Annotated in this window: 23 protein-coding genes and 1 pseudogene; 13 read left to right on the top strand and 11 right to left on the bottom strand. The window is 53.6% G+C overall.

Annotated elements, in window-relative coordinates:
• Position 1 precedes the first annotated feature (1 nt).
• On the top strand, positions 2-2302 hold the full coding sequence (locus ABDW13_RS00890) for a molybdopterin-dependent oxidoreductase (protein ID WP_343550486.1): 2301 nt from the start codon (positions 2-4) through the stop codon (positions 2300-2302).
• A 65-nt stretch (positions 2303-2367) separates the two neighbouring features.
• Here ABDW13_RS00890 and ABDW13_RS00885 read toward each other — a convergent pair whose 3' ends face one another.
• Positions 2368-2754, bottom strand: a complete 387-nt coding sequence (locus tag ABDW13_RS00885; protein WP_343550485.1) for a VOC family protein — start codon at positions 2752-2754, stop codon at positions 2368-2370.
• Between the two features lie 111 nt (positions 2755-2865).
• Here ABDW13_RS00885 and ABDW13_RS00880 point away from each other — a divergent pair, with 111 nt between their 5' ends.
• From ABDW13_RS00880 to ABDW13_RS00865, 4 genes are all read left to right on the top strand, one after another.
• On the top strand, positions 2866-3177 hold the full coding sequence (locus ABDW13_RS00880; protein ID WP_343550484.1) for a hypothetical protein: 312 nt from the start codon (positions 2866-2868) through the stop codon (positions 3175-3177).
• 459 nt (positions 3178-3636) lie between these two features.
• On the top strand, positions 3637-3861 hold the full coding sequence (locus tag ABDW13_RS00875) for a hypothetical protein (protein ID WP_343550483.1): 225 nt from the start codon (positions 3637-3639) through the stop codon (positions 3859-3861).
• Positions 3862-3910: 49 nt separating this feature from the next.
• Positions 3911-4561: a TetR family transcriptional regulator C-terminal domain-containing protein gene (locus tag ABDW13_RS00870; RefSeq protein ID WP_343550482.1), complete on the top strand. Its 651-nt coding sequence runs from the start codon at positions 3911-3913 to the stop codon at positions 4559-4561.
• Between the two features lie 152 nt (positions 4562-4713).
• Positions 4714-5700 carry an MDR family oxidoreductase gene (locus tag ABDW13_RS00865; RefSeq protein WP_343550481.1) on the top strand — a complete coding sequence of 329 codons (987 nt, stop codon included), beginning with the start codon at positions 4714-4716 and terminating at the stop codon, positions 5698-5700.
• Between the two features lie 28 nt (positions 5701-5728).
• On the opposite strand, the gene ABDW13_RS00860 is transcribed toward ABDW13_RS00865, so the two are convergent.
• On the bottom strand, positions 5729-6424 hold the full coding sequence (locus tag ABDW13_RS00860; protein ID WP_343550479.1) for a YafY family protein: 696 nt from the start codon (positions 6422-6424) through the stop codon (positions 5729-5731).
• A 119-nt stretch (positions 6425-6543) separates the two neighbouring features.
• Between ABDW13_RS00860 and ABDW13_RS00855 the strand changes: the two genes are divergently transcribed.
• From ABDW13_RS00855 to ABDW13_RS00845, 3 genes are read left to right on the top strand one after another with little or no spacing between them, the layout of a single operon-like run.
• A complete protein-coding gene (locus tag ABDW13_RS00855; RefSeq protein WP_343550478.1) occupies positions 6544-7107 on the top strand; it encodes a fasciclin domain-containing protein in 564 nt (187 codons plus the stop codon).
• Positions 7108-7150: 43 nt separating this feature from the next.
• On the top strand, positions 7151-7705 hold the full coding sequence (locus tag ABDW13_RS00850; RefSeq protein ID WP_343550477.1) for a sigma-70 family RNA polymerase sigma factor: 555 nt from the start codon (positions 7151-7153) through the stop codon (positions 7703-7705).
• Entirely contained in the window at positions 7702-8352 is a 651-nt protein-coding gene (locus ABDW13_RS00845; protein ID WP_343550476.1) for an anti-sigma factor, read from the top strand. The genes ABDW13_RS00850 and ABDW13_RS00845 overlap by 4 nt, the downstream gene beginning before the upstream one ends.
• A 7-nt stretch (positions 8353-8359) precedes the next feature.
• Here the strand turns inward: ABDW13_RS00845 and ABDW13_RS00840 are convergent, their stop codons facing one another.
• Genes ABDW13_RS00840 through ABDW13_RS00830 form a run of 3 tightly spaced genes read right to left on the bottom strand, consistent with a single transcriptional unit; the run spans position 8360 to position 11363 of the window.
• Positions 8360-9679, bottom strand: a complete 1320-nt coding sequence (locus tag ABDW13_RS00840) for an MmgE/PrpD family protein (protein WP_343550475.1) — start codon at positions 9677-9679, stop codon at positions 8360-8362.
• A complete protein-coding gene (locus tag ABDW13_RS00835; RefSeq protein WP_343550474.1) occupies positions 9676-10821 on the bottom strand; it encodes an amidohydrolase in 1146 nt (381 codons plus the stop codon). Before ABDW13_RS00835 ends, ABDW13_RS00840 begins: the two co-directional genes overlap by 4 nt.
• Positions 10818-11363 (bottom strand): GNAT family N-acetyltransferase, encoded by a 546-nt coding sequence (locus ABDW13_RS00830; RefSeq protein WP_343550473.1) that lies wholly within the window; start codon positions 11361-11363, stop codon positions 10818-10820. Before ABDW13_RS00830 ends, ABDW13_RS00835 begins: the two co-directional genes overlap by 4 nt.
• 296 nt (positions 11364-11659) lie before the next feature.
• Between ABDW13_RS00830 and ABDW13_RS00825 the strand changes: the two genes are divergently transcribed.
• From ABDW13_RS00825 to ABDW13_RS00810, 4 genes and pseudogenes are all read left to right on the top strand, one after another.
• Positions 11660-12730 carry an iron-containing alcohol dehydrogenase family protein gene (locus ABDW13_RS00825; protein WP_343550472.1) on the top strand — a complete coding sequence of 357 codons (1071 nt, stop codon included), beginning with the start codon at positions 11660-11662 and terminating at the stop codon, positions 12728-12730.
• Between the two features lie 33 nt (positions 12731-12763).
• A complete protein-coding gene (locus ABDW13_RS00820) occupies positions 12764-14065 on the top strand; it encodes an LLM class flavin-dependent oxidoreductase (RefSeq protein WP_343550471.1) in 1302 nt (433 codons plus the stop codon).
• Between the two features lie 18 nt (positions 14066-14083).
• Positions 14084-15283: an aminotransferase class I/II-fold pyridoxal phosphate-dependent enzyme gene (locus tag ABDW13_RS00815; protein WP_343550470.1), complete on the top strand. Its 1200-nt coding sequence runs from the start codon at positions 14084-14086 to the stop codon at positions 15281-15283.
• Between the two features lie 192 nt (positions 15284-15475).
• Positions 15476-16338: pseudogene (locus ABDW13_RS00810) on the top strand (5'-methylthioadenosine/S-adenosylhomocysteine nucleosidase).
• Positions 16339-16458: 120 nt separating this feature from the next.
• On the opposite strand, the gene ABDW13_RS00805 reads toward ABDW13_RS00810, so the two are convergent.
• Positions 16459-16860, bottom strand: a complete 402-nt coding sequence (locus tag ABDW13_RS00805; protein ID WP_343550469.1) for an H-NS family nucleoid-associated regulatory protein — start codon at positions 16858-16860, stop codon at positions 16459-16461.
• A gap of 606 nt (positions 16861-17466) precedes the next feature.
• Between ABDW13_RS00805 and fhuE the strand changes: the two genes are divergently transcribed.
• Complete coding sequence (gene fhuE, locus ABDW13_RS00800; RefSeq protein WP_343550468.1) at positions 17467-19662, top strand: ferric-rhodotorulic acid/ferric-coprogen receptor FhuE; 2196 nt, start codon at positions 17467-17469, stop codon at positions 19660-19662.
• 3 nt (positions 19663-19665) lie between these two features.
• On the opposite strand, the gene ABDW13_RS00795 is transcribed toward fhuE, so the two are convergent.
• The 5 genes from ABDW13_RS00795 to ABDW13_RS00775 are packed head-to-tail and all read right to left on the bottom strand — an operon-like array spanning position 19666 to position 24431.
• Positions 19666-20814: a M20 family metallopeptidase gene (locus ABDW13_RS00795; RefSeq protein WP_343550467.1), complete on the bottom strand. Its 1149-nt coding sequence runs from the start codon at positions 20812-20814 to the stop codon at positions 19666-19668.
• Positions 20814-21569: a glutamine amidotransferase gene (locus tag ABDW13_RS00790; protein ID WP_343550466.1), complete on the bottom strand. Its 756-nt coding sequence runs from the start codon at positions 21567-21569 to the stop codon at positions 20814-20816. The genes ABDW13_RS00795 and ABDW13_RS00790 overlap by 1 nt, the downstream gene beginning before the upstream one ends.
• A gap of 12 nt (positions 21570-21581) precedes the next feature.
• Complete coding sequence (locus ABDW13_RS00785; protein ID WP_343550465.1) at positions 21582-22661, bottom strand: phosphotriesterase-related protein; 1080 nt, start codon at positions 22659-22661, stop codon at positions 21582-21584.
• Between the two features lie 3 nt (positions 22662-22664).
• Entirely contained in the window at positions 22665-23666 is a 1002-nt protein-coding gene (locus ABDW13_RS00780; RefSeq protein WP_343550464.1) for an ABC transporter permease, read from the bottom strand.
• A gap of 18 nt (positions 23667-23684) precedes the next feature.
• On the bottom strand, positions 23685-24431 hold the full coding sequence (locus tag ABDW13_RS00775) for an ATP-binding cassette domain-containing protein (protein WP_343550650.1): 747 nt from the start codon (positions 24429-24431) through the stop codon (positions 23685-23687).
• Between the last annotated feature and the right edge of the window lie 18 nt (positions 24432-24449).

Raw genomic sequence — 24449 nt, 5'->3', positions numbered from 1 at the left:
GATGACGCAAAAACCGGTAATGCACAGCGCGCATTGGGGCGCTTTTCATGCCCAACAGCAGGGCGATCAACTCACCATCGAACCGTTCAAGGGCGATCCCGATCCCAGCCCGTTACTGCAAAATTTCCGTACCGCACTCAACCATCCGGCACGCGTAGCCCGTCCAATGGTGCGTCGTGGCTGGCTGGAAAACGGCCCCGGCCCAGACGATCGGCGCGGCAATGACGAATATATCGCGGTGAGTTGGGAGGAAGCCTACAGCCTGGTGGCGCGCGAATTGCAGCGCGTTGGCGATAATTATGGCCCGGAAGGCATCTTCGGCGGCTCTTACGGTTGGTCAAGTGCCGGACGTTTCCATCACGCGCAAAGCCAGGTGCATCGTTTCCTCAATACCACGCTCGGCGGTTACGTGCGTTCGGTCAACAGTTACAGCTCGGGTTCCGCTTCGGTTTTGCTGCCGCACATCGTCGGTGATATGACGGAAATTGCCCGGCGCGGTGTGAGTTGGGAAGAGATCGCCCAGCACAGCGAAATCGTGCTGGCCTTTGGCGGCCTGGCGTTGAAGAACTCTCAAGTCGCCAGCGGCGGATTAAGTGAACACACCGAACGCGGTTTTATGCAGCAGGCAGCACAGCGCGGCACGCGGTTCATCTCGATTAGCCCGTTGAAAAGCGATTTGCCGGACGAAGCGCAGGGCGAATGGTTGGCACTGCGACCGGGCACCGACGCGGCCTTTATTCTCGGCGTGTTGTCGGTGTTGATCGATGAACAGCTTACCGACGAAGCTTTCCTCGCACGTTACACCGTTGGCTGGCCGCAAATGGTCGCCTACATTCGTGGTGAAGAAGATGGAACGTTGCGTGATGCAGCGTGGGCAGCCGAAATTTGCGGCGTGAATGCGGCATTTATCGAGGACTTCGCGCGCCACCTTTATGGCAAGCGTGTGTTGGTGACGGTAGCGCACGCGTTGCAGCGCGCCGAACACGGCGAACAACCTGTGTGGTTAGGATTGGTGCTGGCGGCGGCGCTCGGACAGCCGGGCTTACCGGGCGGCGGTTACACCTATGCGCTGGGTGCGTTAGGGCATTACGGCAAGCATCACAATTTAGTGAGTTTCCCGGCGTTGCCGCAGGGCAAAAACGGCATCGATCGCCTGATTCCGGTGGCGCGCATTTCAGATATGCTGCTTAATCCTGGCAAACAGTTTGATTACAATGGCCGACGTTTAACCTATCCGCACATCCGTTTGGCCTATTGGGCGGGCGGTAATCCATTCCATCATCATCAGGATTTGGCGCGTTTGCGTCAGGCGTTTTGCCAGTTGGATACCTTGATCGTGCATGAAATCGCCTGGACCGCCAGCGCGCGTCACGCTGATATCGTGTTGCCCGCCACCATGACTTTGGAGCGCGAAGACATTGGCGGTGCGCCGACCGATCGTCATTTGTTTGCCATGCAGCCGGTGGCCGAGCCGTTTGGTGAAGCCAAAGATGATTACACCATTTTTGCCGAGCTGGCGCGCCGCTTAGGCCATGAACAGGCTTTCACTGAAGGTCGAGATACGCGCGGCTGGTTGGAACATCATTACGCGCAGTTGCAACAAAAGCTGGCGGCACAGCAGGTTGAGATCCCCGATTTCGCCACTTTTTGGCAGCAAGGCGTACTGGAACTGCCGCAATTAAAAGATGGTGGCCGCATGATCAACGCTTTCCGCGCTGATCCCGACGCCGCGCCCTTGCCAACGCCGAGCGGCAAAATCGAAATCTTCTCCGCCACAATCGCCAGCTTCAATTATGAAAACTGTCCGGGACATCCGGTATGGCGCGAGCCGCAGCAGCAACCGGATGCCGAGCATCCGTTCTGGTTGATCGCCAACCAACCGGCAACGCGCTTGCACAGCCAGTTAGATTTCGGCGATTACAGCCTGAGCGGCAAACGCGACGGCCGCGAAGTATGCAGCTTGCATCCTGAAGATGCGGCGTCTTTGGGCATTAATGATGGCGATATTATTGAGTTGTATAACCCGCGTGGACACGTGCTGGCGAGCGCGCGCGTGACGGAAACCATCATGCGCGGCGTGGTGCAATTGCCTACCGGCGCCTGGTACGATCCGGTGGATCCGACGGCGCTGCGCCCGTTATGCCGTCATGGCAATCCCAACGTATTGACGCTAGACATTGGCACTTCCTCGCTGGCGCAAGGTTGCAGCGGTCAAATCACCGTGGTTCAAGTGCGTAAATATCGTGGCGAATTAACCCCGGTGCAGGCGTTTATTCCACCCAACTCCACATACATCCCGTAAGGTCATCATTTATGGTGACCAACGATTCAGGTGCGCGTTAATGCGCACCTGATACAAACGATGTCTTATTCACCATCCAAATCTAAATAACACACACGCAAGCGGTGACCATCGGGATCGATGGCGCTGAAGGTATAACCGAAATCCATTTTTACGGGCGTTTGAATAATAGTCACTTCGCGGAACGTGCCCCATTCGTTATAGAGAAAATCGACGTCTGCTTTGGTTTCAGTTTTAAATACCAGTTCGCCGTTAGGGCTGAAAGGCAGTTGTTGCGCCGCCGGTTCCACGGTGTATTTCGACCAGATGCCCAATTTAAATCCACCATTAAAGATAAACATGGCAAAGGTTGGACTTAATTCCACCGGTTTTAAATCAAATAAGGCAGCATAAAAATCGGCGCTTTTTACGACGTTTGGAACATAGATGATGGTCATATTGGCAGTAAGCATGGCATTCTCCTTTGGATGTGCCATGCATACTATGAGCAAGCTGTGACAGATTTTGTCAGTAGCCTTTTAGCTTAAGCTAAAGCTCAATGCTTGACCGTCAACGGCAATTTTATGGCCATTGATGTAACGCGCTGCATCACTCAGGAGGAACTTATGCCGGAATACTGTTTTTACAAAAAGGATAACCAGATAACAGCACTGCAGAAAACGGATAGCGCGGGAGCTGCCGTCTTGACTGAGCAGGGTTATGATAAGCAGTTTGAAGAATTAAGTGCCGCGGATGAAAAGGGTGCTCTCGCCCGATTTAATGGCATCCGCAACGAAGAGCAGAAGACAACGCATGCTTTCACAACGGGCGCGGTATTTGCCTCAATAATTGTCGGTTTGATTGCTATAGCGGGCTGGTTTTTTATAAAAAAATAAGGAAATATTTTCATGGACGGACACGTGATGCTCAAAATAATTGCCGCAATAACGACGGTTATTTTGATTTGGTTATACTTTAGGCCGCAAAAAAGAAAACTCCATGCTAACCCGATTATCGCAGCGGCCAATGAAAAAGAACGACACGCGTGGCGCTATGTTCGATGGGGAGTTTGGGCAGTGCAGTTTTTGCCAGGAATCTATGTGCTATGGACGGCCATAAGATTCATATTGTCGAGTTAATAACATGACAAAACAGCTTCAATATCGCAGGCATTGTGGGCGATAGGTTAGGAATCTAGCTTAAGGTTTCTAATTAACAAGTTGGAATGCCCACTACGAGCGAGGAGCGGACGTTCGCAGTTGCTTTAAGCGCACAATTGCTCGCACTTTGTGAAGAATCGCCCATAATGAGCGTTCTCATTTTTTTATTTTTTATTACTTAAAGGGATAATCCACATGGTAAACGATTACTTCACGCAACCGCCGATTGGCGTTTCAGTTGAGCAGCACAAGCGTACCATCGCGGTCGCCGCCGCTCTGGCAGTGGCTAAAGAGTCGGTGAGTGCGTCTACCTCGGCAAGTGGTTCGAAAGCATCATGGGATTTGCAGGCGGTGGCAAACGAAGTGGCTAATCTCGCCGATGCGATTCAAGATGCGTTAGAACCTGACGACGCGATTTGATCAATCAATATGGCTAGCAGCAGGTTGTTAGCCATTTCCGCATAATCTGATGAATATTCCCTTCGCGCCAACAGCCAAAAAACGTGGACGTCCGCCTAAAGCCGAGTCTGTGCAGCGAGACGTGCGCCGCGCCATTCTGCGCACAGGCGTTGAGGTGTTAACGGAATCTGCCCTTGGCACCAGCAGCCTGGATGTGATTCTTAAGCGCGCAGGCGTGCCAAAAGGGTCCTTTTATCACTACTTTGAAAGCAAAGAAGCCTTTGGTCTGGCGGTGCTCGATCAATACGACAGCTTCTTTGACCATCTATTAAGTAAAACGCTGGCAAACAGCGCGCTGCCACCGTTGCAGCGCATCGAATCGTTTGTTGACGCTGCGGCCGTGGGGATGGCCAAACATGCTTTCCGTCGTGGTTGTGCGGTCGGCAATTTGACGCAAGAAGTCGCCACGTTACCCGAAGGTTTCCGCCAGAAGCTGAAAGTGATATTTGAAAAATGGCAGGCCATAATGCTGACATGTTTGAACGAACTGTCGACAACCAGTCACCTCTCCGCCAGTGCCGACTTACCCGGTTTAGCCGATTACTTCTGGACGGGATGGGAAGGTGCGGTACTTCAGGCCAAGCTGCATGAAAGCCGCAAGCCACTGGATAATTTTCTCGTGCAATTTCTTGCCGGCCTGATTCCTCGGGCAGATGCGTGATATTCCCTAAATAATCATCAATTTCAGTAGCTTAATCTAAATCTCAATTGATGCTGGAATTAATTAGACGATCGGTCTATTATTTTAACCAGACGATACCTGCACCCATCGCACCCTAATTTCGCAGACGCCGCTCTGTAACTGGAGGTTCAGTGTTTAATTCAGTTCTCATCAACAACACCGATGGCACTTACGCTGCCGAATATACCGAACTCAACGATGATGTTTTGCCCGCGGGTGACGTCACCATTAATGTCGAATATTCGTCAATCAACTACAAAGACGCGCTTGCCATCACCGGCAAAGGACCGATTGTCAGAAGCTTTCCGATGATCCCAGGCATCGATCTTGCTGGCATCGTGACACATAGCGATAGCCCGACATTTCAGCAGGGTGATGCGGTGCTGCTCACCGGATGGGGGGTTGGCGAGCGTTATTGGGGCGGGCTCGCGCAGAAAGCACGAGTAAAAAGTGAATGGTTGACAGCGCTGCCATCGGGCAGCAATTCGCATCAAGTGATGGCGATTGGCACCGCAGGATTCACCGCCATGTTATGCGTTGATGCCATTGTTGAACATGGCGTAAAACCGTCCGACGGCCCAGTGTTGGTGACAGGCGCCAGTGGCGGCGTGGGCAGTTGTGCGGTGATCATCTTAGCGTCGCTCGGGTATCAAGTCATTGCCTCGACAGGCCGACCAGAAGAGAACGCGCGCTTGTTCAAGGAGATGGGTGCCAGCGAAATCATCGATCGTAATCAGCTCAATCTACCCGGCAAGCCGTTGCAGAAAGAGCGTTGGGTGGCGGCGATCGATACCGTGGGAAGTCACACCTTATGCAATGTCTGCGCGGGGACAAAATATGCCGGCATAGTTGCTGCCTGTGGCATGGCGCAAGGCATGGATTTGATGGGAAGTGTTGCTCCGTTCATCTTGCGCGGCGTGACGCTCAAAGGCATTGACAGCGTGATGGTTGACGCAGCAAAGAGGCCGAAGATTTGGCAGAAAGCGTGTGAATATCTGCCGGTAACAAAGCTCGAAAAAATGAGCACCGTATTGCCACTCAGCCAAGCCATTGAAGCCGCACATTTATTACTGGATGGTAAAGTCAGCGGACGCGTGGTTATCGATTGTAACGGCTAAATATTCAGTGAAGTGGCTAACATCATGGTTAGCCACTTTCCGGGTAACGCAGCTGTTGATACTCCTTCCAACGCTTCAATAATTGATGACGCGTTCCTGGATATACCTCGTGGCTAATTTCAATCTGCTCAATACGATCCACGCGGAAATTACGAAAATCCTGACGCAATTCACACCAGCCGCACAATAATCTTACCCGATCAAAATAACCAATCACCACCGGCCAAATAACGCGTTGTGATGAGGCATCCTTCAGATCTTTATATTGCAATGACACTTTATTGCGCTGATGAATCGCCTGGCGAATTGCCGGCAGATGGGTTTCAAATACCACTTCGCCGCGTGATGCAATCAACAAGGATTGATGATCGATCGCCAGGCTAAGATGTTGCGGGATCACCGCCTGAATTTTCGCCAGCGCATGATTGGCTGCCGATTTTAATTCCGGATCGGTGTGACGACTCACCCAATTCAGCCCCAGCATCAACGCATCTAATTCATGGCGAGAAAACATCAGCGGCGGTAAATGCCCATCTGATTTCAGCAAATAGCCCAATCCGGCGCTGCCTTCAATATCCACACCTTGCTGTTGCAGGCTAATGATATCGCGATAAACCGTGCGCACGCTGATGCTGAGTTGCTCGGCCAGGGTTTGCGCCGTAACCGGATAGCGATGGCAACGCAACAGCTGTACCAGTTCAAGCAGGCGCTGAGTTTTGGTCATTTTTGGCTGCCTTCATCCCATAAAAAAATAAATTTAAAAAAACTGCATCCAATTCGTCTACGGCTTACGTATATCCCCATGTGAGCACCTAATCTGCTCCCCTACAATGAGGATTTATGATGAAAACGTTATTCGCTACTGCAATCGTTTCAGGCGCATTATTGTTCAGCGCAACCTCAATGGCTGCTATGCAATCCGACTCCGTAATGGTCGGCGGTGCCGCCATGTTCCCGCAGAAAAATATCATCGAAAATGCCGTCAACTCCAAAGATCACACCACATTAGTGGCTGCGGTAAAAGCGGCTGGTTTGGTTGATACGCTGCAAGGAAAAGGGCCATTCACCGTATTTGCGCCAACTAACGCGGCGTTTGCCAAACTGCCTGCGGGCACCGTGGACAATCTGGTTAAACCAGAGAACAAAGCCATGCTCACCAGCATCCTGACTTACCATGTGGTGGCTGGGAAGTTGGATATGAAAGCGTTAGAAGCGAAAATTAAACAAGGCGGCGGTCATGCCGAACTGAAAACCGTCAACGGACAGCCTTTGTGGATTATGAATAATGGCCCGCACAATATTCAACTCAAAGATGGTCAAGGCAACGTGGCCAATATCAGCACCTATGATGTAAACCAGAAAAATGGTGTGATTGATGTGATCGATACCGTTCTGATGCCTAAGTAATTGTCTATACTCGGGATGGGCAATCAAGCCATCCGGGAAAAACATGGATAAGTCTCAGGCGGAACAGCAGGTGAAACTGATGCAGGCGGTTGCTCAAGGCGATCGCCATGCATTTGAACAACTCTATCGACAGATGTCACCGCACCTCTTTGCCGTCGCGCTGCGCACTTTACGCCAACGTTCCTGGGCTGAAGAAGTGCTGCACGACGGTTTTATCACCTTATGGAACCAAGCCGATCGCTACAATCCCACGCTGGGAGCGCCGATGACGTGGATGACGCACATCATCCGCAATCGCTGTATTGACGGGTTACGCAGTCGTCCTGCACGCGAAGAAGCGTTACAGGATGAGTACGATGACCAGGTTTTTCTCGATGAAAATCAGCAGGCTGAAAGTGAAAGCGAGGATTCTCAGGTGGCGCGTTTACAGCATTGTTTGCGCCATCTCAGCAGTGAACAGCGGCAAAGCGTGGCGCTGGCCTATTATCAGGGAATGTCACACAGCGACATCGCTGCCTGGCTTCATCAACCCGTGGGTTCGGTAAAGAGCTGGATACGCCGCGCGATGGAGCATTTACGGGAGTGTGTGGGACTATGAATGATAAACATCAACGAGATGATGCGTTATCAGCTGAATATGCCCTTGGCACCTTGCGTGGCAATGCGCGATTACGCTTTGAAAAACGGCTGGCGCAAGAACCGGAATTGGCGCAGCAGTTAGCGCGTTGGCAGAACATGCTCAGCGGTCTTGATAGCCAACTGGTGCCACAGATTCCACCGGAACGCGTGTGGAAAAAAATTATGCTGAATCTGCCACAACAACCTGTGGCGAAAAAAACGCTGAAGCCTTATTGGGGCTGGTTAGTCGCCGCTGGGTTGGCAGCCTTCACATTGATCTCCAACTTTCATGGGCGCGCGCCTGACGTTATGCCGCTCACCGTGCTCAGCAATGCCGAGCAGCAGGCGCAATGGGTGGTCAGCAGCAGCAGCGATCGCCAACAGTTGGTGTTAACGCCGCTCAAGCCCGTGGCGGTGGCGGCACAAAACAGTTTGCAGCTCTGGCTGATTCCAGGCGGTCAAAAACCGGTTTCACTGGGATTGGTTGATGAACGTACGCCGACACAACTCACGCTCAATCAGATCACCTTGCCGCCGGGCGCGGTGGTTGCCATCAGCCTTGAACCGCACGGCGGCTCGCCAACCAGCCAACCGACCGGCCCAGTGTTGTTTAGCGGCGTGCTGTAACGCAACTTTACTGCACGCGTAGCAATTGGCTTAAGCTGGCCAAATCGGCGGGAGAGCGCAGTTCAGCGCACGCTAGCAATTGTTGCTGGCGCTGCGCCGTCTCTTGCCGCAATGCCGCACGCAGTTTAGCCGTGACGTTGACGCCATCCGCCAAAGATTGCTGGCGGGTACGACGATGCTGCAACTGCGTGCCATTTTTCAGTGACAGTGTCACCAGATGAAAGCGCAGCGCTGGGTTAATGGCATCCGGCGGCGCAGTTTCATCCGGCGTGCGACGCACTTTAGCCGCCAGCGGCATCACTGCCTGATTGAGATCGCCCTCGGCAAAATCCTGCAAACGCAAATCGTCATACATCAACATCGCGGCAATCGTATATTCCAGGCTGAAACGCGCTTCAATGCCGTTGGTCGGCACGCGAACAGAAGCCGCGATATCGCCGCCGGGCGGAAACGCCACGCTGATATCACTGATGTTCTCCAACAGCGCATCAAGCGTTTCACCGCTCGCCAACCATTGCTGGCGCAAAATACGCGCGGCCTCAGCGGCGCTATGCGTTCCGGCGCAAGTGGGGAACGGCTTGAACTCCAAACCGGGTGCGACGATGCGCCACGGCACAGCCCAATTCTCGATGAGTTTACCCGGCTGCGATTGGTCATTACTGGTGGCAGCGATAAAGGCCTCGATTACGCCTTCCTGCTTGCCGTCAAAACCCGCCAGCGTCAGCTGAGCTGATGTGATCGCACGTTCAGCGGCGAAACCGGCATGCAGCGGTTTGACTGCCGAACCAAACTGCGCACGCAATCCGCTGGCTTGCGTGGTGGCGATGCCCATTAAGGTTGCGGTGGCGGCCACATCCAGAACGAGCAAGCGTGCTAGCGCAGCAGCAGCAGCGAGTGTGCCAAGCGTTGCGGTATTGTGATTGCCTAATGCATAGTGCTGCTGGCTTACCGCTAAACCCAAACGTCCGGCGACTTCTACGCCAATCGCGTAGGCATCAAGAAAATCATCCAGCGTTGACGGTTGCTGTTGCTGCCAGGCAAACAGCGCCGACAGAATCACCACGCTGGGATGACCGCGAAAATCAGCGTGGAAATCATCGTAATCCAGCGCGTGACTGGCATAACCCAGCAACAGCGCCTGCGAACGCACACTGCCATCGTGATAAACGCTACGCAGCGCCGGTAAACCGCTATCCGGTACCTGCGCTTGCAATACCGGCCAACTCACGGCGAGAAAATCCCGCACGCCTTCACGCGCCGCATCATGCGCGGCGGCATCCGGTTGGCTGTGAACAATGCGCTCAGCCAGCGCTGCGGTCAGATTCATGCGCTGACACTCTGCAACGCCGCAACCGCCAGATTGGCCAGATAGCGTGATGTTGGCAACAGCACATCATCATTGATGCGGAACGCCGGATGATGCAGCGCATAAGGTTCGCCGGTGCCAATCATCATGAAGGCGCCCGGCAATTGCTGTTGGTAGAAAGCAAAGTCCTCGCCGATCGGGCTGGCTTCGACCACGCGCGCTTCAAAGCCGCTGGCGCTGGCCTGTTGCAGCGCAAAATCAGCCCAATGTGCGTCATTAACCACCGATGGTGGACCGGCATGCCAATTGAATTTCACCTCAGCCGCGAAAGCCGCACCAATACCTAACACAATTTCACGGAAGCGCTGCTCCAGACGCTCGCGAGTTTCCTGCGAGAACGAACGCACGGTGCCTTCCAGCCAGGCGCTGTCGGGAATCACATTCCACGTGCTGCCGCTGTGAATCTGAGTAATCGACACCACCGCGTTATCACCCGACGGCGCATTACGGCTGATCAAGGTTTGCGCAGCCGAAACAATTTGCGCGGCAATCACAATCGGATCGTTGCCCTGATGCGGTTTAGCGGCGTGGCTGCCAATGCCGGTGATGCTGATATCAAAGCGATCCACCGCCGCAGTTAATGGGCCAGCTTTGCTACCGATCACGCCCGGCGGCAGCGACGGATCGTTATGGATACCAAAAATGGCGACCGCATCATCCAGCGCGCCGGTAGCAATCACATCCGGCGCGCCCTGGCCGGTTTCTTCTGCCGCCTGAAACAGAATGCGCACGCGACCCGGCAAACTGCTTTCCTGCTGCTTCAATAAGATCGCCGCACCCAGCGCGGCTGAGCTGTGAAAGTCATGACCACAGGCGTGCATCACGCCGGGACGCTCCGAACGAAAAGTCACATCTGATTGCTCCTCAATCGGCAGCGCATCGATGTCTGAACGTAACACCATCAGCGGGCCATTTTCACTGCCTATTTCCGCTACTAAACCGGTTTTGAGCGGCAGATCCAGCACGCGGATAGCGTGTTTCTCAAGTTGCTGACGAATCCGTGCGGTGGTTTCAAATTCTTGATTAGAGAGTTCAGGGAAACGGTGCAGTTCGTGGCGGAATGCGATCAGCTGTTCGCCTAAATTATCGAGAGTTTGGCTCATGCTTTAATTCCTTGTAGAGCGGCCTGACGGGTTAACCACGCGTCATGGGCGCTTTCATCCAACACTTTCTTCATATATTGCGTGATGTGGCCTTTGCCGAGGTCGGTGGTGTGCATCAACTGGAAGCCCCGTTTTTTGTACATTTCGATCAGCCACGGATGACTGGTGGCGGTGCCGAGCGATACCGCAGGCGCGCGCAGTTTGCCGAGCAGAATCTCCTGCTCAAGGCGATCTTGCACCTGACGACCATATTGCAGGCCAGGATAATCGGGATGCGCGCCGAACCAGCCGATATGCGGCAAGCCAAACGGGCCGGGCAGCGGTCCCCACGGATAACGCACGGTGACCGAGGAAACCATGACGCCATCCGCGTACAGCGCATACACGCCGTGGCTTTGTAGATGGCGCAGCGTTTTGGCCAGATCGGCGCTGGCGGCATCGAATTTGATGCCCAGCGCCAGTGTTGGCGCGTAAGCGGCATGCATCAGCGCCTGATAGGTTTCCACCTCGTCTTCGCGAACCTGACGAAATTCAAGTGACATAGACATCCCCGGAAAAATTTAAAAAAGCACCGATTTCAAAGGCCGCTACCAACCGTGCGATTGGCGGCATGGTTATTCATTTGAACCAGATTACCAGCAAACACATTCCCGGCTATATGTGAAAAATAACTAAGCTAATGCGAATTTGTGAAATTGAAATCGCCCGTTTTGCATTGCTTAAATCGTTATTTACCGTAGTATGCAGAAAAGCCATAGCGCTATAACTATTCCGTATTAACCCTCTGAATTATCTTAATTTAATTCGTTATAGCCTTATTCTTAATCAGGGTGACGCCGTGTTAGCGATCAAATCTCCACGTGCTTATGCACATGAATCCGGCTTACGCGCGCGTGCCGGTGAATTTATTAAACCTTACGCCACACATATCCGCATATTTACTTCGCCACGTGCCTGGCAAGCGGTAAATCCAGAATTAAGCCAAAGCCTCGAAGCCAACGGAATTCGCTGGCAGCTCGAATATCTGCACGGTGAATGTACTGATGCGGCGATTGCAACACTCAAACAAAATGTCGAACAGCAGGGCGCAGAATTGTTGTTTGCGGTCGGCGGCGGACGTGTGCTGGATGCGGCGAAAGCGGTCGGCAGTCAATTGCCCGATCTCAAGGTAATCAACTTTGCCACCGTAGCGGCAACCTGTGCGGCGTGGTCGCCGGTTGCCATCGTGTACAACGAGCACGGCGGACATGTGCGCAGCCAGGGGCTGGGCAAAATGCCCGAGTTGGTATTAGTCGATAGCGAAGTCATCGCCCGCAGCGATGTGCGTTATTTAAAGGCTGGCATCGTTGATGCGCTGGCGAAGTATTACGAGTTCTATCCTTATCAGCGTAACAATCCCAACGACTTAGCGCTCGATCTCAAAGTGATGAACGCTAAACGCGCGTTGGATATCTATCGAGAATTCGGCGCTGCCGCGGTTGCCGCTAACCAACAGCAGCAGGTTACGCCGGAACTGGTGAAAATCATCGACGCCAACATTGTGCTGGCCGGTTTAGCCAACAGCGTGCGCGATGTGCTGCCAACGCCGGGATTCGCCCATGCGATCCATAATCGACTGACGCATCAGCCGGAGCTGCACGAGTGGCTGCACGGCGAAAAAGTCGGGTACAGCCTGCTGGTGCAATCGCTGATTGAACACGATGGTGTGCCGGATGCAGATCTGCTGGCGCTGCTGCGCGAATACGCCATGCCGCTGACGTTGGCGCCATTAACCGGCGATCGCGCGGCTACCATTCGCAGCATCGCAGAACAAATTAAATTCCCGGCCGCCAGCGCCGAGCGTTTGCCGTTCCGCATCTCTGCCGATGCGCTGGAACAAGCGCTGCTGGCAACCGAGAACACCTTTTAAAACGTCTTACCTTTTATTGACCAGGACAAATTCATGGCTAACTCACAACAACAACGCCACATTCGCTTAGGCCTTTTCGTACAACCGGTTGGACAACACGTTAGCGGTTGGCGCTTAACCGAAAAACTCGGCGATCCAACCAACATTGATTGGTTGATCACCATCGCCAAAAAAGCCGAAGCCGGTAAGTTCGATCTGTTCTTCGTCGGCGATGCGCTGGCAACCAGCATGTACCGTTTGCCGTCGACCATGGCGCGCCTTGAGCCGCTGACCATGCTGTCGGCGCTGGCGGTGAATACCAAACGCATTGGTCTGGCGGCCACCGCATCCACGACTTTTAGCGATCCGTTCACCATGGCGCGCAGCTTTTCCTCGCTGGATCACATTAGCCGTGGTCGTGCGGCGTGGAACGTGGTGACCTCGTTCTCTACCGATGTGGCGCGCAACTTTAGCCGCAACGACATGCCAAATCATGCCGAGCGTTATGCGCGTGCGCGTGAATTCCTCGAGGTCGCCAACAAGCTGTGGGCGGGCTGGGAAGAGGGCGCAGTGCAGCCGAACAAAGAAACCGGCGCGTACTTCGTTGATGAAAAGATTCAGCCGATTAACCATGAAGGCGAACACTTCCAGGTGCAAGGCCCGTTGAACATCACGCGCTCGCCACAAGGACGTCCGGTGATTATCGAAGCGGGTTCATCCGCCGACGGTCAGAAATTGGCTGCTGAAACCGCCGAGGTGATCTTCACCGCAGCGGATAGCCTTGAAGCCGCTCAAACCTTCTATCGCTCGCAGAAAGATCAGGTGATCGCCGCCGGTCGCAATCCCGATCACGTGGTGATCATGCCGGGCGTGATGCCGATTGTCGGCCGCACCCGCGAAGAAGCCAAAGCGTTGTGGAAAGAGCTGAACACGTTGGTGGATATCGAAAACGGTCTGCGTCAGCTTTCATTGCGCTTCAGCATGGATCTCAGCCAGTTCCCGCTGGATGGACCGGTGCCGGAAGTGCCACTGGGTGAAGGCAATCAAAGCCGCGTCAAATTGATGACCGATATGGCGAAGCGTGAAAATCTGACGCTGCGCGAGTTAGCAGCGGTCGCGGCTGGTTCGCGTGGACACCGCGTGATTGTCGGCACCGCTGAAGATATCGCGGACGACTTCGAGTTGTGGATTAAAGAAGGTGGCGCGGATGGTTTCAACATCATGCCGGCGATTATGTCTGAGCAACTCGATCTGTTTGTCGAGCTGGTGATCCCTGAACTGCGTCGTCGTGGTTTGTTCCGCGAAGACTACGAATTTACCACGCTGCGCGAAAACCTCGGTTTGCCGGTCGCTTAAGCCATTCAGGAGCTCAACATGGTCACCTTATCAAAGCGTGTGCAGTCCGTGTCGCTCTCTGCCAATGCGGCGGCGCGCCAGTTGACGCGTCAGCTTAAAGAGCAGGGCGTGGATATTCTCGATCTCACTACCGGCGAGCCGGATTTTGATACGCCGCCGCATATTCGCCAGGCGGCGGTGGCAGCAATGGAAGCCGGTGAAACGCGTTATACGCCGACCAACGGCACCACGCCGTTGCGTAAGGCGGTGCAGGCCAAGTTGCAGCGTGAAAATAAGCTGAGCTATGAACTGGGGCAGATTTGCATCGCCAACGGCGCGAAACAGATCATCTTCAATGCGTTTGCTGCCACGCTGAATGATGGCGACGAAGTGCTTGTGCCGGTGCCATATTGGCCGACCTTCCCGGATAGCGTACGTTTCAACGGCGGTGAAGCGGTACTATTAGAGTGCCCGCTTGAACAGCAATATAAGCTGCAACCGCAGCAACTGGCGCAGGCGATCACTGCCAAAACCCGCTGGCTGGTACTGAACAATCCCGGCAATCCTTCCGGCATGGTGTACAGCGCCGACGAATTAACGGCGTTGGCGACGGTGCTGCGCGATCATCCCAACGTGCTGATCATGCTGGACGAGTTGTACGAACATATTCTGTTTGATGGACGCGAACATGTGAGTTTGTTGCACATTGCGCCGGATCTCGTTGAGCGTATTCTGCTGGTGGGCGGCGTATCGAAAACCTACGCGATGACCGGTTGGCGTATCGGCTTTGGTGCTGGGCCAAAAGCACTGATTGACGCAATGGTGGTGGTGCAGTCGCAAAACAGCTCGGGTGCCAGCGCGGTCAGTCAGGGCGCAGCAGTGGCGGCGTTTAATGGCGGGCTTGATTTCCTGCCGCCCCAGCGCAGCGCTTATCAGGATCGTCGCGATGCGATTATGGCGTTGCTGCGTCCGGTGGCGGAAATTGAGGTGCTCAATCCTGATGGTGCGTTCTTTATTTTCTGCCGTTGCGCCGGTTTGCTCGGTAAGACGCGTCCCGATGGTCAGAAAATTGCAACTGAACAGGACGTGATGAATTACTTATTGGAAAGCGGCGTGTCGGGCGTTGCCGGTAGCGCTTATGGATTATCACCGTATTTCCGTTTGTCGATTGCCACCGATATCGACACGGTGCGTGAAGCAGGGCGCAGAATTGCCCAGGCCTGCGCAGCGTTGAAATAATCCTGCTATAAACAAGCAGCGAACAGGGCAATATTATTTCCCTTCGCTGCTTGTTATTTTCTGAAAGCATCAGAATATTCTTGGGCTAATTCCTCACCTTTTCCTCTTTTTCGGCAATTTTCACGCAACGCTTTGCTTGTTATCTCACTTCACGCATAATGCGTTTTTTCATTTTTCTCCGGTTACTATTTCATGTCTAAATCATCTTTGAAATTCAATATGCTGTTCGCCAGCGTTGTAGCGATTGCTGCGCCGCTGCATGCCATGGCAAATACAGAAACCTCTCAAGCCCCGATCATTATTCAGGGCGCGATGCCGGTGGAAGCGGAACATTTCGCCGCCAAACTGGATAACGCCAAAGAACAACAAATTGGGGAATGGCGTTTTTGGCGCGGCACCGTCGATGGTTATCCCGTGATTGTGTCTGAGACACTGAAAGGCATGTCAAATGTTGCGGCGGCAACCTCAATTGCAGCGGTGGAATTCAAGCCTAAAGCGATTATTAATCAGGGCACCGCAGGCGGTCACGATCCGGCATTAAACGTCTACGATATCGTGGTGGGTAAATATTCAGTTAACCTCGGTGCGTTTAAAACTCCGCACACATTGCCGGGCGCAGGCAGTAATTCGCTTGAGTGGAAGCCGATGGATTTAATGGCCTCTAAAGGCAGTGCTGGCGAAGATAAAAATGCCCACAGCATGCGTCAATTTGCTGCCGATCCTGTGCTGATGAAAGCCGCAGAACAGGCTATGCCGAGCTACAAAAAGGGCAAAGTGGTTGAGGTGTCATCGGTTCTGCGGATGTGTGGAACAGCGAATTAGACCGCATCCGCTTCTTCCACGACAACTTCCACACCTCGGCTGAAGAGATGGAAACGGCTTCGGCGGCGCAGATCTCGTCGCTGTTCAACATTCCGTTTATTGGTATTCGCGTGTTATCGAACAACATCACCAATAATGGTAAGTATGATGCGCAAACCGGCATCGCTTGCCAGGATTATGTCTACGATGTGCTGAAGGCGTATATCAAGCAGATTAACGCTGAACAGAAATAAATAAAAAACGCAGCAAGCTGTTGAGCTTGCTGCGTTTAATTAATACTCATTGTTAATTTGTAAAGCACACTGCTGATAAACTTGAAACAACTGTTTATTATCCAGGCGCTCAATAACAAATTAAATCAGGAAATCATCCAACGAGCCGCCAGCATCAATGGCAGATTTAATCGGTGAAGGTGTACGGCCTTGACCCGTCCACAATTTCTCGTTGCCCTGTTCATCGATGAATTTATACTTCGCGGGGCGCGGTGCACGTTTAGCTTTAGGCTTGGTTGCCTGCGGCGTTAATTGCGCCAGGTCACTAATATCAATTCCATCTTTCAGCAGCATCTCTTTATATAGCGCTAATTTTTCTTCTTTTTCGCGCTGTGCCGCGGTTTCCGCTTCCGCTTCTTCACGGCGTTCTGCAACTACTACAGCGAACTTTTCCAGCATTTCGTCCAATACCGCAATTTCAGTCTCACGTGCTTGCGCACGCAGCGTACGAATATTGTTCAATGCTTTAAGTGCATCGCTCATGTATAAATCCTTATTACTTTTCCAACTGGTTTGAAGCTATGCATTCTACGAGATTTTTCGGTAAATTAAAATAATAGTGGGCAGGCAGAATTGTCCGGAAAATATTAACAGCATGAGAAGATTCTTTATATTACGCCGAATTGTTTTCGTTATTTATCTTATTAATCGCACTAATCATCAATATTGCCCTAATAGTTGTTGGTTAATTGCGCATTTAATCCCAATTTTTAGCCTGAGGTATGTTTCGGTCACAATAAATGGTGACCCCACAAAACCGAGCCTGTAGGGTCGCCATTTATGGTGACCGGGCATTCCCCGCACAATCCTCTTTTCATAACCGAAACTATGCTTTTTCAAACAGTTACCAACATTTTCTAGCCAGATAACAGCTTAAAATAACCTCTCTCAATTATTACCTATTGAAGAATAACGCTTTTATCTAAATGTAAAAGTGTCAGATAACCGGTAACAATTTCTTGCATTGAAAACCTTAATGCGTATATTTCTCATTTGCTTTCTTAGCGGCATCCTTACCGTCATCCCTTCAATCGACGTCAGCAGCGATGCCGCCAAAACAAAATAAAGAAAAGTTGATCGAGGAATTGTATGTCTTTCGAAGATTTGCGCGTCAGGAAAACCGCCGGTGCATCGCAGCGCGTGCTGCGTCACTCGTTACTGGCGATGTTGGTTGCGTCGGGTATGGCGCAAGCAGCAGAAACCACTCAAACCGAACAAACACTGAATGTTGATGCCAACGCGAACGCCGATCAGCAACAGCAGGCGGCCCAGGATTACAGCGTGCCAATAACCCGCGCGGGCACCAAAATGGACCTCACCGCGCGCGATATCCCACAATCGGTTTCGATTGTCAGCAAGCAGCGTATGCAAGACCAACAGCTGCAATCGCTGAATGATGTGCTGTCGAATACCACCGGTATTCACGGCGTTTCTTCCGATATGGATCGCACCAATTACTACTCGCGCGGTTTCCTGATCGACAACTACATGGTTGATGGCATCCCTACCGCTTTCGCCTCACGCTGGAACCTGGGCGATGCGCAGACCGATATGGCGCTGTATGAGCGGGTAGAAGTGGTGCGCGGTGCCACCGGTTTGCTGACAGGACCGGGCAATCCATCCGCTTCGATCAACATGGTGCGCAAGCACGCCGATAGCAAAGAGTTCACGGGCGATGTTTCGGCGACTTACGGCAGCTGGAACAAACAGCGTTATGTCGCCGATCTCTCCGCGCCATTGTCACCAGAAGGCAACGTGCGCGGCCGTATCGTGGCGGGTTATGAAGACCGCAACAGCTTTATCGAACGTTACGGTGCAGACAAGAAATTCATTTATGGTGTGGTTGATGCCGATCTTACCGCTTCGACCAAACTGTCTGTCGGTTATGAATTCACCCAAGTGAACACCGATTCGCCAATGTGGAGCGGTTCTCCGCGCTGGTACACCGATGGCACGCAGATCAAGGCGCGTCGCGGCTACAACACCGCGCCGGATTGGGCTTACAACAACAAAGAAAACAAAAAAGTCTTTGTTAACCTGCAACAGAATTTCGACAACGGTTGGAACATCACGCTTAACGGCACGCACAACGAAATGTTCCTCGACAGCAAACAGCTGTATATCGATGGCTATTTCGATAAAACCACCGGCGCGGGATCGTCTTCTTACGCGGGCTGGCCGGTTATTGGCGGCACCGGTTACAACACCGGCAAACGTAAAGTGGATGCGGTGGATGCGTTCGCCAGCGGCCCATACGAACTGTTAGGCCGTCAACATCAACTGATGCTTGGCGTGAATTACAGCCGCCAGGACAACAAGTATTACAGCGCTTGGACCAATATCTCGTCTGAGCAGTTGGGCAACTTCAATGATTACAATGGCGATTTCCCAGAGTCGGATTGGAATCCACGTGAACCGGCATCCGATACCCAACTGGTGCGTCAGAAATCGGCGTATTTAGCCACGCGCATTTCGCTTGCCGATCCGTTGCATGTGATTTTAGGTGCACGCTACACCAACTGGAATCGCCAGACGCTAGATGCGGAGATGGAGAAGAACAACATTACGCCATACGGTGGGGTGATTTGGGACTTCTACGACAACTGGTCGGCCTACGCCAGTTATACCTCGGTGTTCCAGCCGCAGGATTATCAGGATGCATCCGGCGGATATCTCTCGCCGGTGATCGGCAAAAACTACGAAGCCGGTGTGAAATCGGATTGGTTTAACAGCCGTCTGACCACTTCCGTTTCGGTGTTCCGTACCGAATTGGATAACGTGGCTCAGGCGACTGGCGCGACCAATGCGGAAACCGGCAATGCGATTTATGTCGGTAAGAAAGGCGTGGTGAGCCGCGGCGTTGAGTTCGAAGTGAACGGCGCGTTGACCGATAACTGGCAGATGACCTTTGGCGGCACCAGCTACGTAGCGGAAGACGCCGAGGGAGAACGCTACAACTCACAGCTGCCACAAACCTCGTTCAACTTGTTCAGCAGCTATCGCTTGCCGATGCTTGATAAGCTGACGTTAGGCGGTGGTGTGACCTGGCAGTCGAAAACCTACGGCGATATTGGTGGGCCAGATGGCAACGGCACCTGGCGCGCACGTCAAGGCAGCTACGCGTTGGTGGATCTGTTTGCCCGTTACGACGTCACCAAAAACGTCTCGGTGCAGGCCAACATTAACAACCTGTTCGATAAAGAGTACGACACCAACGTCAGCAACGGCGGGATTGTCTACGGCGATCCGCGTAACTTCTCGGTTTCGGCGAGCTATCGTTTCTAATCTCTAGAAGGTCGCCATTCCTGGCGACCTCTTTCCATCAGCCATCCACTCGCCAATGATCTCCGCATACAACTGCTCGGCTTCACTCAATTTGCTCAACAAACAATACTCATCGGTTTGATGCGCCATGCTCGGCTCTCCCGGGCCTAAAATAATGCACGGCGGATTGCCCAACGCGGGCAGTAGCAAAGACGCATCGGTAAAATAGGGCACCACGCGCGCTTCCAGCGGCTGATCAAACCGCGTCTGACAAAGTCGATATATTGACTGAACCCACTGATTTTCCGCTGAACTCAACACCGCAGGCAGATCCACCAACGTCGTCATCTGCACCGATTCCTCCAAAAAATCACTTAACTGCTGGCGAATGGTGGCGTGCTGCAAGTTAGGCGCACTGCGAATATCCACATCAAAGGCGGCGCGATCCGGTACCGAATTGATGTTTAATCCGCCCTGAATGCGTCCAACATTGAGTGTCGGATGCTTCATTAATGGATGCGGCGCGCCAGGCGAAAAGTGGCGGATTTTGCCCAGCGCATCGGCGGCCAGATAAATGGCGTTGATGCCCAATTCTGGCATCGCGCCGTGCGCGGTTTTGCCGTGGGTTTCGCAGCGCAGCCACAATGCGCCTTTATGGCCAATCACCGGATAATTGGCGGTCGGCTCTCCGACAATCAGCGCGCCAATTTCCGGTAAATTTCCGTCTTCAATCAGTGCCTGCGCACCATCGCAGCCGGTTTCTTCGCCTCCGGTGATCAGCAAAATCACGCCGCGCCCGGCACGAATCGCTGCTTGCTGCTCAACGCAGGCGAGGGCGAAGGCCGCCACCGCCGCTTTCATATCGCTGGAGCCGCGTCCGTACAGGCGATCGCCGTCAATCTCTGAACCAAATGGGTCGTGCTGCCAGGCTTGATTGCCCAACGGCACGGTATCCAGATGACCGGTAAACGCGAGCGGCATACCGTCTGCCGCGCCGGACATCGTCGCGATAAGATTCGCGCGATCGGTGCCAAATGCGCTTAGCGTGACCTCGAAACCATTGTCAGTTAGCCAGTCGGCAAAAAACTGCATGCACGCCGCTTCATTGCCGGGCGGATTGATGGTGTCAAAACCGAGCAGTCGCTGGGCAAGCGAGAGCGAAGCCGGGCACATCACGCGCGCTCCGTCAGCCAATCAAGGCAGTTAATCCACAGTTGGCGATAGCCAGGCCACTGCGTGAACTCTTCCGGCAGCCAGTGCGCCGACATATCGCTGGTCCACACCAACGAACGGCCTTGCTGATATTCGCGTACCGCTAATAAAGGATGCGATGTGCCCGCGACCGTCGCCAAAAGCGTACCTTCGGGATGCATCTCAACTTCGTTGTAACCCAACATCCACGGCCATTCACCCTCAATAGCGCTGAAAACGGCATGATGCTGCGCGATCTCCAGCGTAGAACCTTCTGGCGTTTCAATGCGGTCATCCCAGGCGAGGCAGCGCACCGGCAACACTTTTTCCACTTGGGTATTGCGGAAGCGCGCGCCGCCGTTGATGCCCTGAAAACTGAAGTAGCCGCCAATCATCATCAGATTGCCGCCCGCAGCGACATAATCATGGATTAGCGCAAGACGGTTAGCGGTGCGACGGCTTTTCATCCACGTATCGGGATGCAACAACAGCGTATTGGCACCAATATCCGACAGAATAATCACGTCCCATTGCTGTAAACCTTCCAGCGTCAGTGGGAAATCGGTGGCGGCGGCATGCGCTGGCATGTGCGTCACCGCGTAATCACTGTGTTTTAATGCCGCGATAAAATCCCCGGCACCGCTGTGCCAGGTGGCGGTGGCAAACTGATCAAAGCCTTTAATGTGGCTTGAAGTGCTGGTCCAGGATTCGCCCACCAGCAACACTTGCTTCTGCATTCGTTTCTCCCTTTACCCGCCAAACACGCGCTGCGGGTTAGCAATCATTAATGTTTCGAGTTGTTCGCCGCTCACGCCTAGACGCTTCAAACGCGGGACAAAATGTTTGAGGATGTAGCCGTAACCGTGACCGCCAAAGCGCGTCAGCATGGTTTTCAGGAACACATCTTGTGATAGCAGAATCTGCTGGATGTAGCCGTCAGCGATCAGCTCAACGATGGCGCGCGCATTCTCTTCATCCGACGGCGATTGCGCCGCTTCATCGGCGTAGTAATAGCTCATGCCAATCATGTCGTATTCAAGGAACACGCCGCGATCGGCCAGTTCACGTTGATAGCTTTTATCGGCGAAGCTCGGATTCATGTGGCACAACACGGTATGGCGCAAATCGGCCCCTTCCTGCGCCAGAATATCCAGCACCTTGTGGCCTAAACGTTCCCAGCCCGGCAGATGCACCTGAATCGGCACGCCGGTGGCGGCGCTGGCGCGTCCGGCAGCGCGTAATGACTTCTCCTCATCAGCGGTAAAGCGGCTAGAAATGCCGATCTCACCAATCAGCCCGGCAATCACCTCGGGTTTTTCCGCCGCACCGCCGAGATCAAAGATCAACTTCTCGGTCAGTTGCTCAACGCTAATCGTTTTCACCCATTCAGGATGCGACGGTTCCAGATACAAACCGGTGCCCATCACGATGTTCAGCCCGGTTAAACGCGCGATGCGTTGCAATCCTTTCGGGTCGCGGCCAATACCGATGTTGGTGGGATCGACGATAGTTTCGCCACCTAATGCGCGGTACTTCATCAACTCTTCAATTGCCAAATCCACGTCAAACAGCTGGCAGTTATCGCGGCTCATCAGCGGGTTCATCTGCAACTCGCCAAGATTCTCGATTTTGACTGGCATCTCGGCGATATGACGATCGCTGCAACAGCAGGGCGGCACCCACTTGCCGGACGCATCCAGTAAAATGTGTTCGTGCATCAAGGTCACGCCCATTTCCGCCAGCGGCAGCGGGCCTAAAACGGTCATCACATGGCCACTGCGCACACCGAGCGGCAGCGGTTCCGCGTGTCGAAAAATCGATCCTTTCATGAGCTATCCTTTTGCCGGTGCGCGCGTGGGATTAAGAATGCGGGTGTTGAGCCAGATGGCGAGCAGAATGATGGTGCCGGTGGCGATTTGCGTATAGAACGGCGAGATGTGCGACAAAATCAGCCCGTTCTGAATAATCGCAATCGAAAGCGCACCCAGCAGCGTGCCGATAATGGTGCCGAAGCCTCCGAACAAGCTGGTGCTGCCAAGTACCACTGCGGCGATCACCTGCAATTCAAAACCTTCGCCCTGATTGGAGGAACCGCTGCCTAGCCGCGCGGTGATGATCATCCCCGCCAGTGCCGCCGCCATTCCGCTGATGATGTACACCTTCATGGTGACCGCTTTGGTATTGATGCCGCTGCGGCGCGCACCTTCGGCGTTAGCGCCAATCGCCGTGACGTAGCGACCAAAACGCATATGGTTCAGTACGATATGCCCGGCAAACAGCACCACGATGCCAATCAGCGCTGGCATTGGCATACCTAGTACCCAGGCGCGACCCATAAAGGTAAACAAGCTGTCGGCCGGAACCGGAATCGAATACCCCTGCGTCACCAGCAGCGCGATGCCGCGCACCACCGCCAATGTCGCCAGCGTGACAATAAACGCCGGAATGCCTTCGAAGGCGATAAAGAAGCCGTTGATGGCACCGACCAATCCGCCCAGTAACAAACCACCGATCAGCACCACCGGCCACGGCAAGCCCCAATTATTTAATGCGATGGCCGAGAGCGCACCGACCAGCGCCAGCGTCGAACCGACCGATAAATCAATGCCGCCGGTGGTGATCACCAGCGTCATCGCGGTGGCGACAATCAGCAGCGGGGCGCTTTGCCGAATGATATTCAGCCAGTTGGTGCTGGTGAGAAAATTACTGGTGATCAGCGAAAACACCACGCAGCAAAAGATGAAAAACAGCGCAATGCTCACCACGCCCGAATGGTTATGCAACAGGCGGCGCGGCAGCGAATGTTGAATCATGCGCGAACTGCTCAAATTCATGATGCTCATCCTGTGACCTCAATGTGCCGCCGCGGAGTGAGCGGTAAATTTCTCACCCACGATCAAGTTAACGATATCGCTCAAACTGGTATCCGCCACGCGGCGCTCGGCCACATTGGTACCTTCGTACATCACCATAATGCGGTCGCACACCAGGAACAGATCCTGTAAACGATGGGTAATCAGGATCACGCTGACGCCGCGCGCCGACACGCGGCGAATCAACTCCAGCACCGCTTCGACTTCGGCCACCGCCAGTGCGGCGGTGGGTTCATCCATGATCAGCACTTTGGGTTCGAATGCCGCCGCGCGCGCAATCGCAATCGCCTGGCGTTGACCGCCGGACAGATTGCGCACTAGCAAGCGCGTATCGGGAATGGAAATCCCCAAACCTTTGAGCATTTCACGCGCTTCGGCGTGCATTTTGGCTTGATCGAGAAACGGAATGCCGAGCACTGATTTCATTGGCTCGCGTCCCATAAACAGGTTTCCGGCGACATCCACCGTGTCGCACAGCGACAAATCCTGATAGACCATTTCGATATGACAGCGGCGCGAATCGGCCGGATTGGTGAAGTGCTGCTGCTCGCCATCAATACGAATGGTGCCGCTGGTCGGCACCACCGCGCCGGAGAGCACTTTGGTCAGCGTCGATTTTCCGGCGCCGTTATCTCCGACCAATCCCAATACTTCGCCCGGCGCCAGCTGCAAATTGACGCCGCGCAGGGAACGGATTGAGCCGTACGTTTTGGTGATGTTAATCATCTCTACCCGCGCTGGCGT

Origin of the sequence: Pantoea sp., assembly GCF_039594315.1 — a bacterium.
Lineage (GTDB): Bacteria > Pseudomonadota > Gammaproteobacteria > Enterobacterales > Enterobacteriaceae > Pantoea.
This window is presented reverse-complemented; position numbering and strand designations above follow the sequence as displayed.

Coding starts and splice junctions, on each gene's coding strand:
- ABDW13_RS00885 (WP_343550485.1), bottom strand. CDS start 2,754: ATGCTTACTGCCAATATGACCATCATCTATGTTCCAAACGTCGTAAAA.
- ABDW13_RS00785 (WP_343550465.1), bottom strand. CDS start 22,661: ATGAAAGGATCGATTTTTCGACACGCGGAACCGCTGCCGCTCGGTGTG.
- ABDW13_RS00845 (WP_343550476.1), top strand. CDS start 7,702: ATGAATGATAAACATCAACGAGATGATGCGTTATCAGCTGAATATGCC.
- ABDW13_RS00855 (WP_343550478.1), top strand. CDS start 6,544: ATGAAAACGTTATTCGCTACTGCAATCGTTTCAGGCGCATTATTGTTC.
- fhuE (WP_343550468.1), top strand. CDS start 17,467: ATGTCTTTCGAAGATTTGCGCGTCAGGAAAACCGCCGGTGCATCGCAG.
- ABDW13_RS00820 (WP_343550471.1), top strand. CDS start 12,764: ATGGCTAACTCACAACAACAACGCCACATTCGCTTAGGCCTTTTCGTA.
- ABDW13_RS00890 (WP_343550486.1), top strand. CDS start 2: ATGACGCAAAAACCGGTAATGCACAGCGCGCATTGGGGCGCTTTTCAT.
- ABDW13_RS00775 (WP_343550650.1), bottom strand. CDS start 24,431: ATGATTAACATCACCAAAACGTACGGCTCAATCCGTTCCCTGCGCGGC.
- ABDW13_RS00795 (WP_343550467.1), bottom strand. CDS start 20,814: ATGTGCCCGGCTTCGCTCTCGCTTGCCCAGCGACTGCTCGGTTTTGAC.
- ABDW13_RS00805 (WP_343550469.1), bottom strand. CDS start 16,860: ATGAGCGATGCACTTAAAGCATTGAACAATATTCGTACGCTGCGTGCG.
- ABDW13_RS00850 (WP_343550477.1), top strand. CDS start 7,151: ATGGATAAGTCTCAGGCGGAACAGCAGGTGAAACTGATGCAGGCGGTT.
- ABDW13_RS00830 (WP_343550473.1), bottom strand. CDS start 11,363: ATGTCACTTGAATTTCGTCAGGTTCGCGAAGACGAGGTGGAAACCTAT.
- ABDW13_RS00880 (WP_343550484.1), top strand. CDS start 2,866: ATGGCCATTGATGTAACGCGCTGCATCACTCAGGAGGAACTTATGCCG.
- ABDW13_RS00790 (WP_343550466.1), bottom strand. CDS start 21,569: ATGCAGAAGCAAGTGTTGCTGGTGGGCGAATCCTGGACCAGCACTTCA.
- ABDW13_RS00840 (WP_343550475.1), bottom strand. CDS start 9,679: ATGAATCTGACCGCAGCGCTGGCTGAGCGCATTGTTCACAGCCAACCG.
- ABDW13_RS00870 (WP_343550482.1), top strand. CDS start 3,911: ATGAATATTCCCTTCGCGCCAACAGCCAAAAAACGTGGACGTCCGCCT.
- ABDW13_RS00835 (WP_343550474.1), bottom strand. CDS start 10,821: ATGAGCCAAACTCTCGATAATTTAGGCGAACAGCTGATCGCATTCCGC.
- ABDW13_RS00875 (WP_343550483.1), top strand. CDS start 3,637: ATGGTAAACGATTACTTCACGCAACCGCCGATTGGCGTTTCAGTTGAG.
- ABDW13_RS00815 (WP_343550470.1), top strand. CDS start 14,084: ATGGTCACCTTATCAAAGCGTGTGCAGTCCGTGTCGCTCTCTGCCAAT.
- ABDW13_RS00860 (WP_343550479.1), bottom strand. CDS start 6,424: ATGACCAAAACTCAGCGCCTGCTTGAACTGGTACAGCTGTTGCGTTGC.
- ABDW13_RS00780 (WP_343550464.1), bottom strand. CDS start 23,666: ATGAATTTGAGCAGTTCGCGCATGATTCAACATTCGCTGCCGCGCCGC.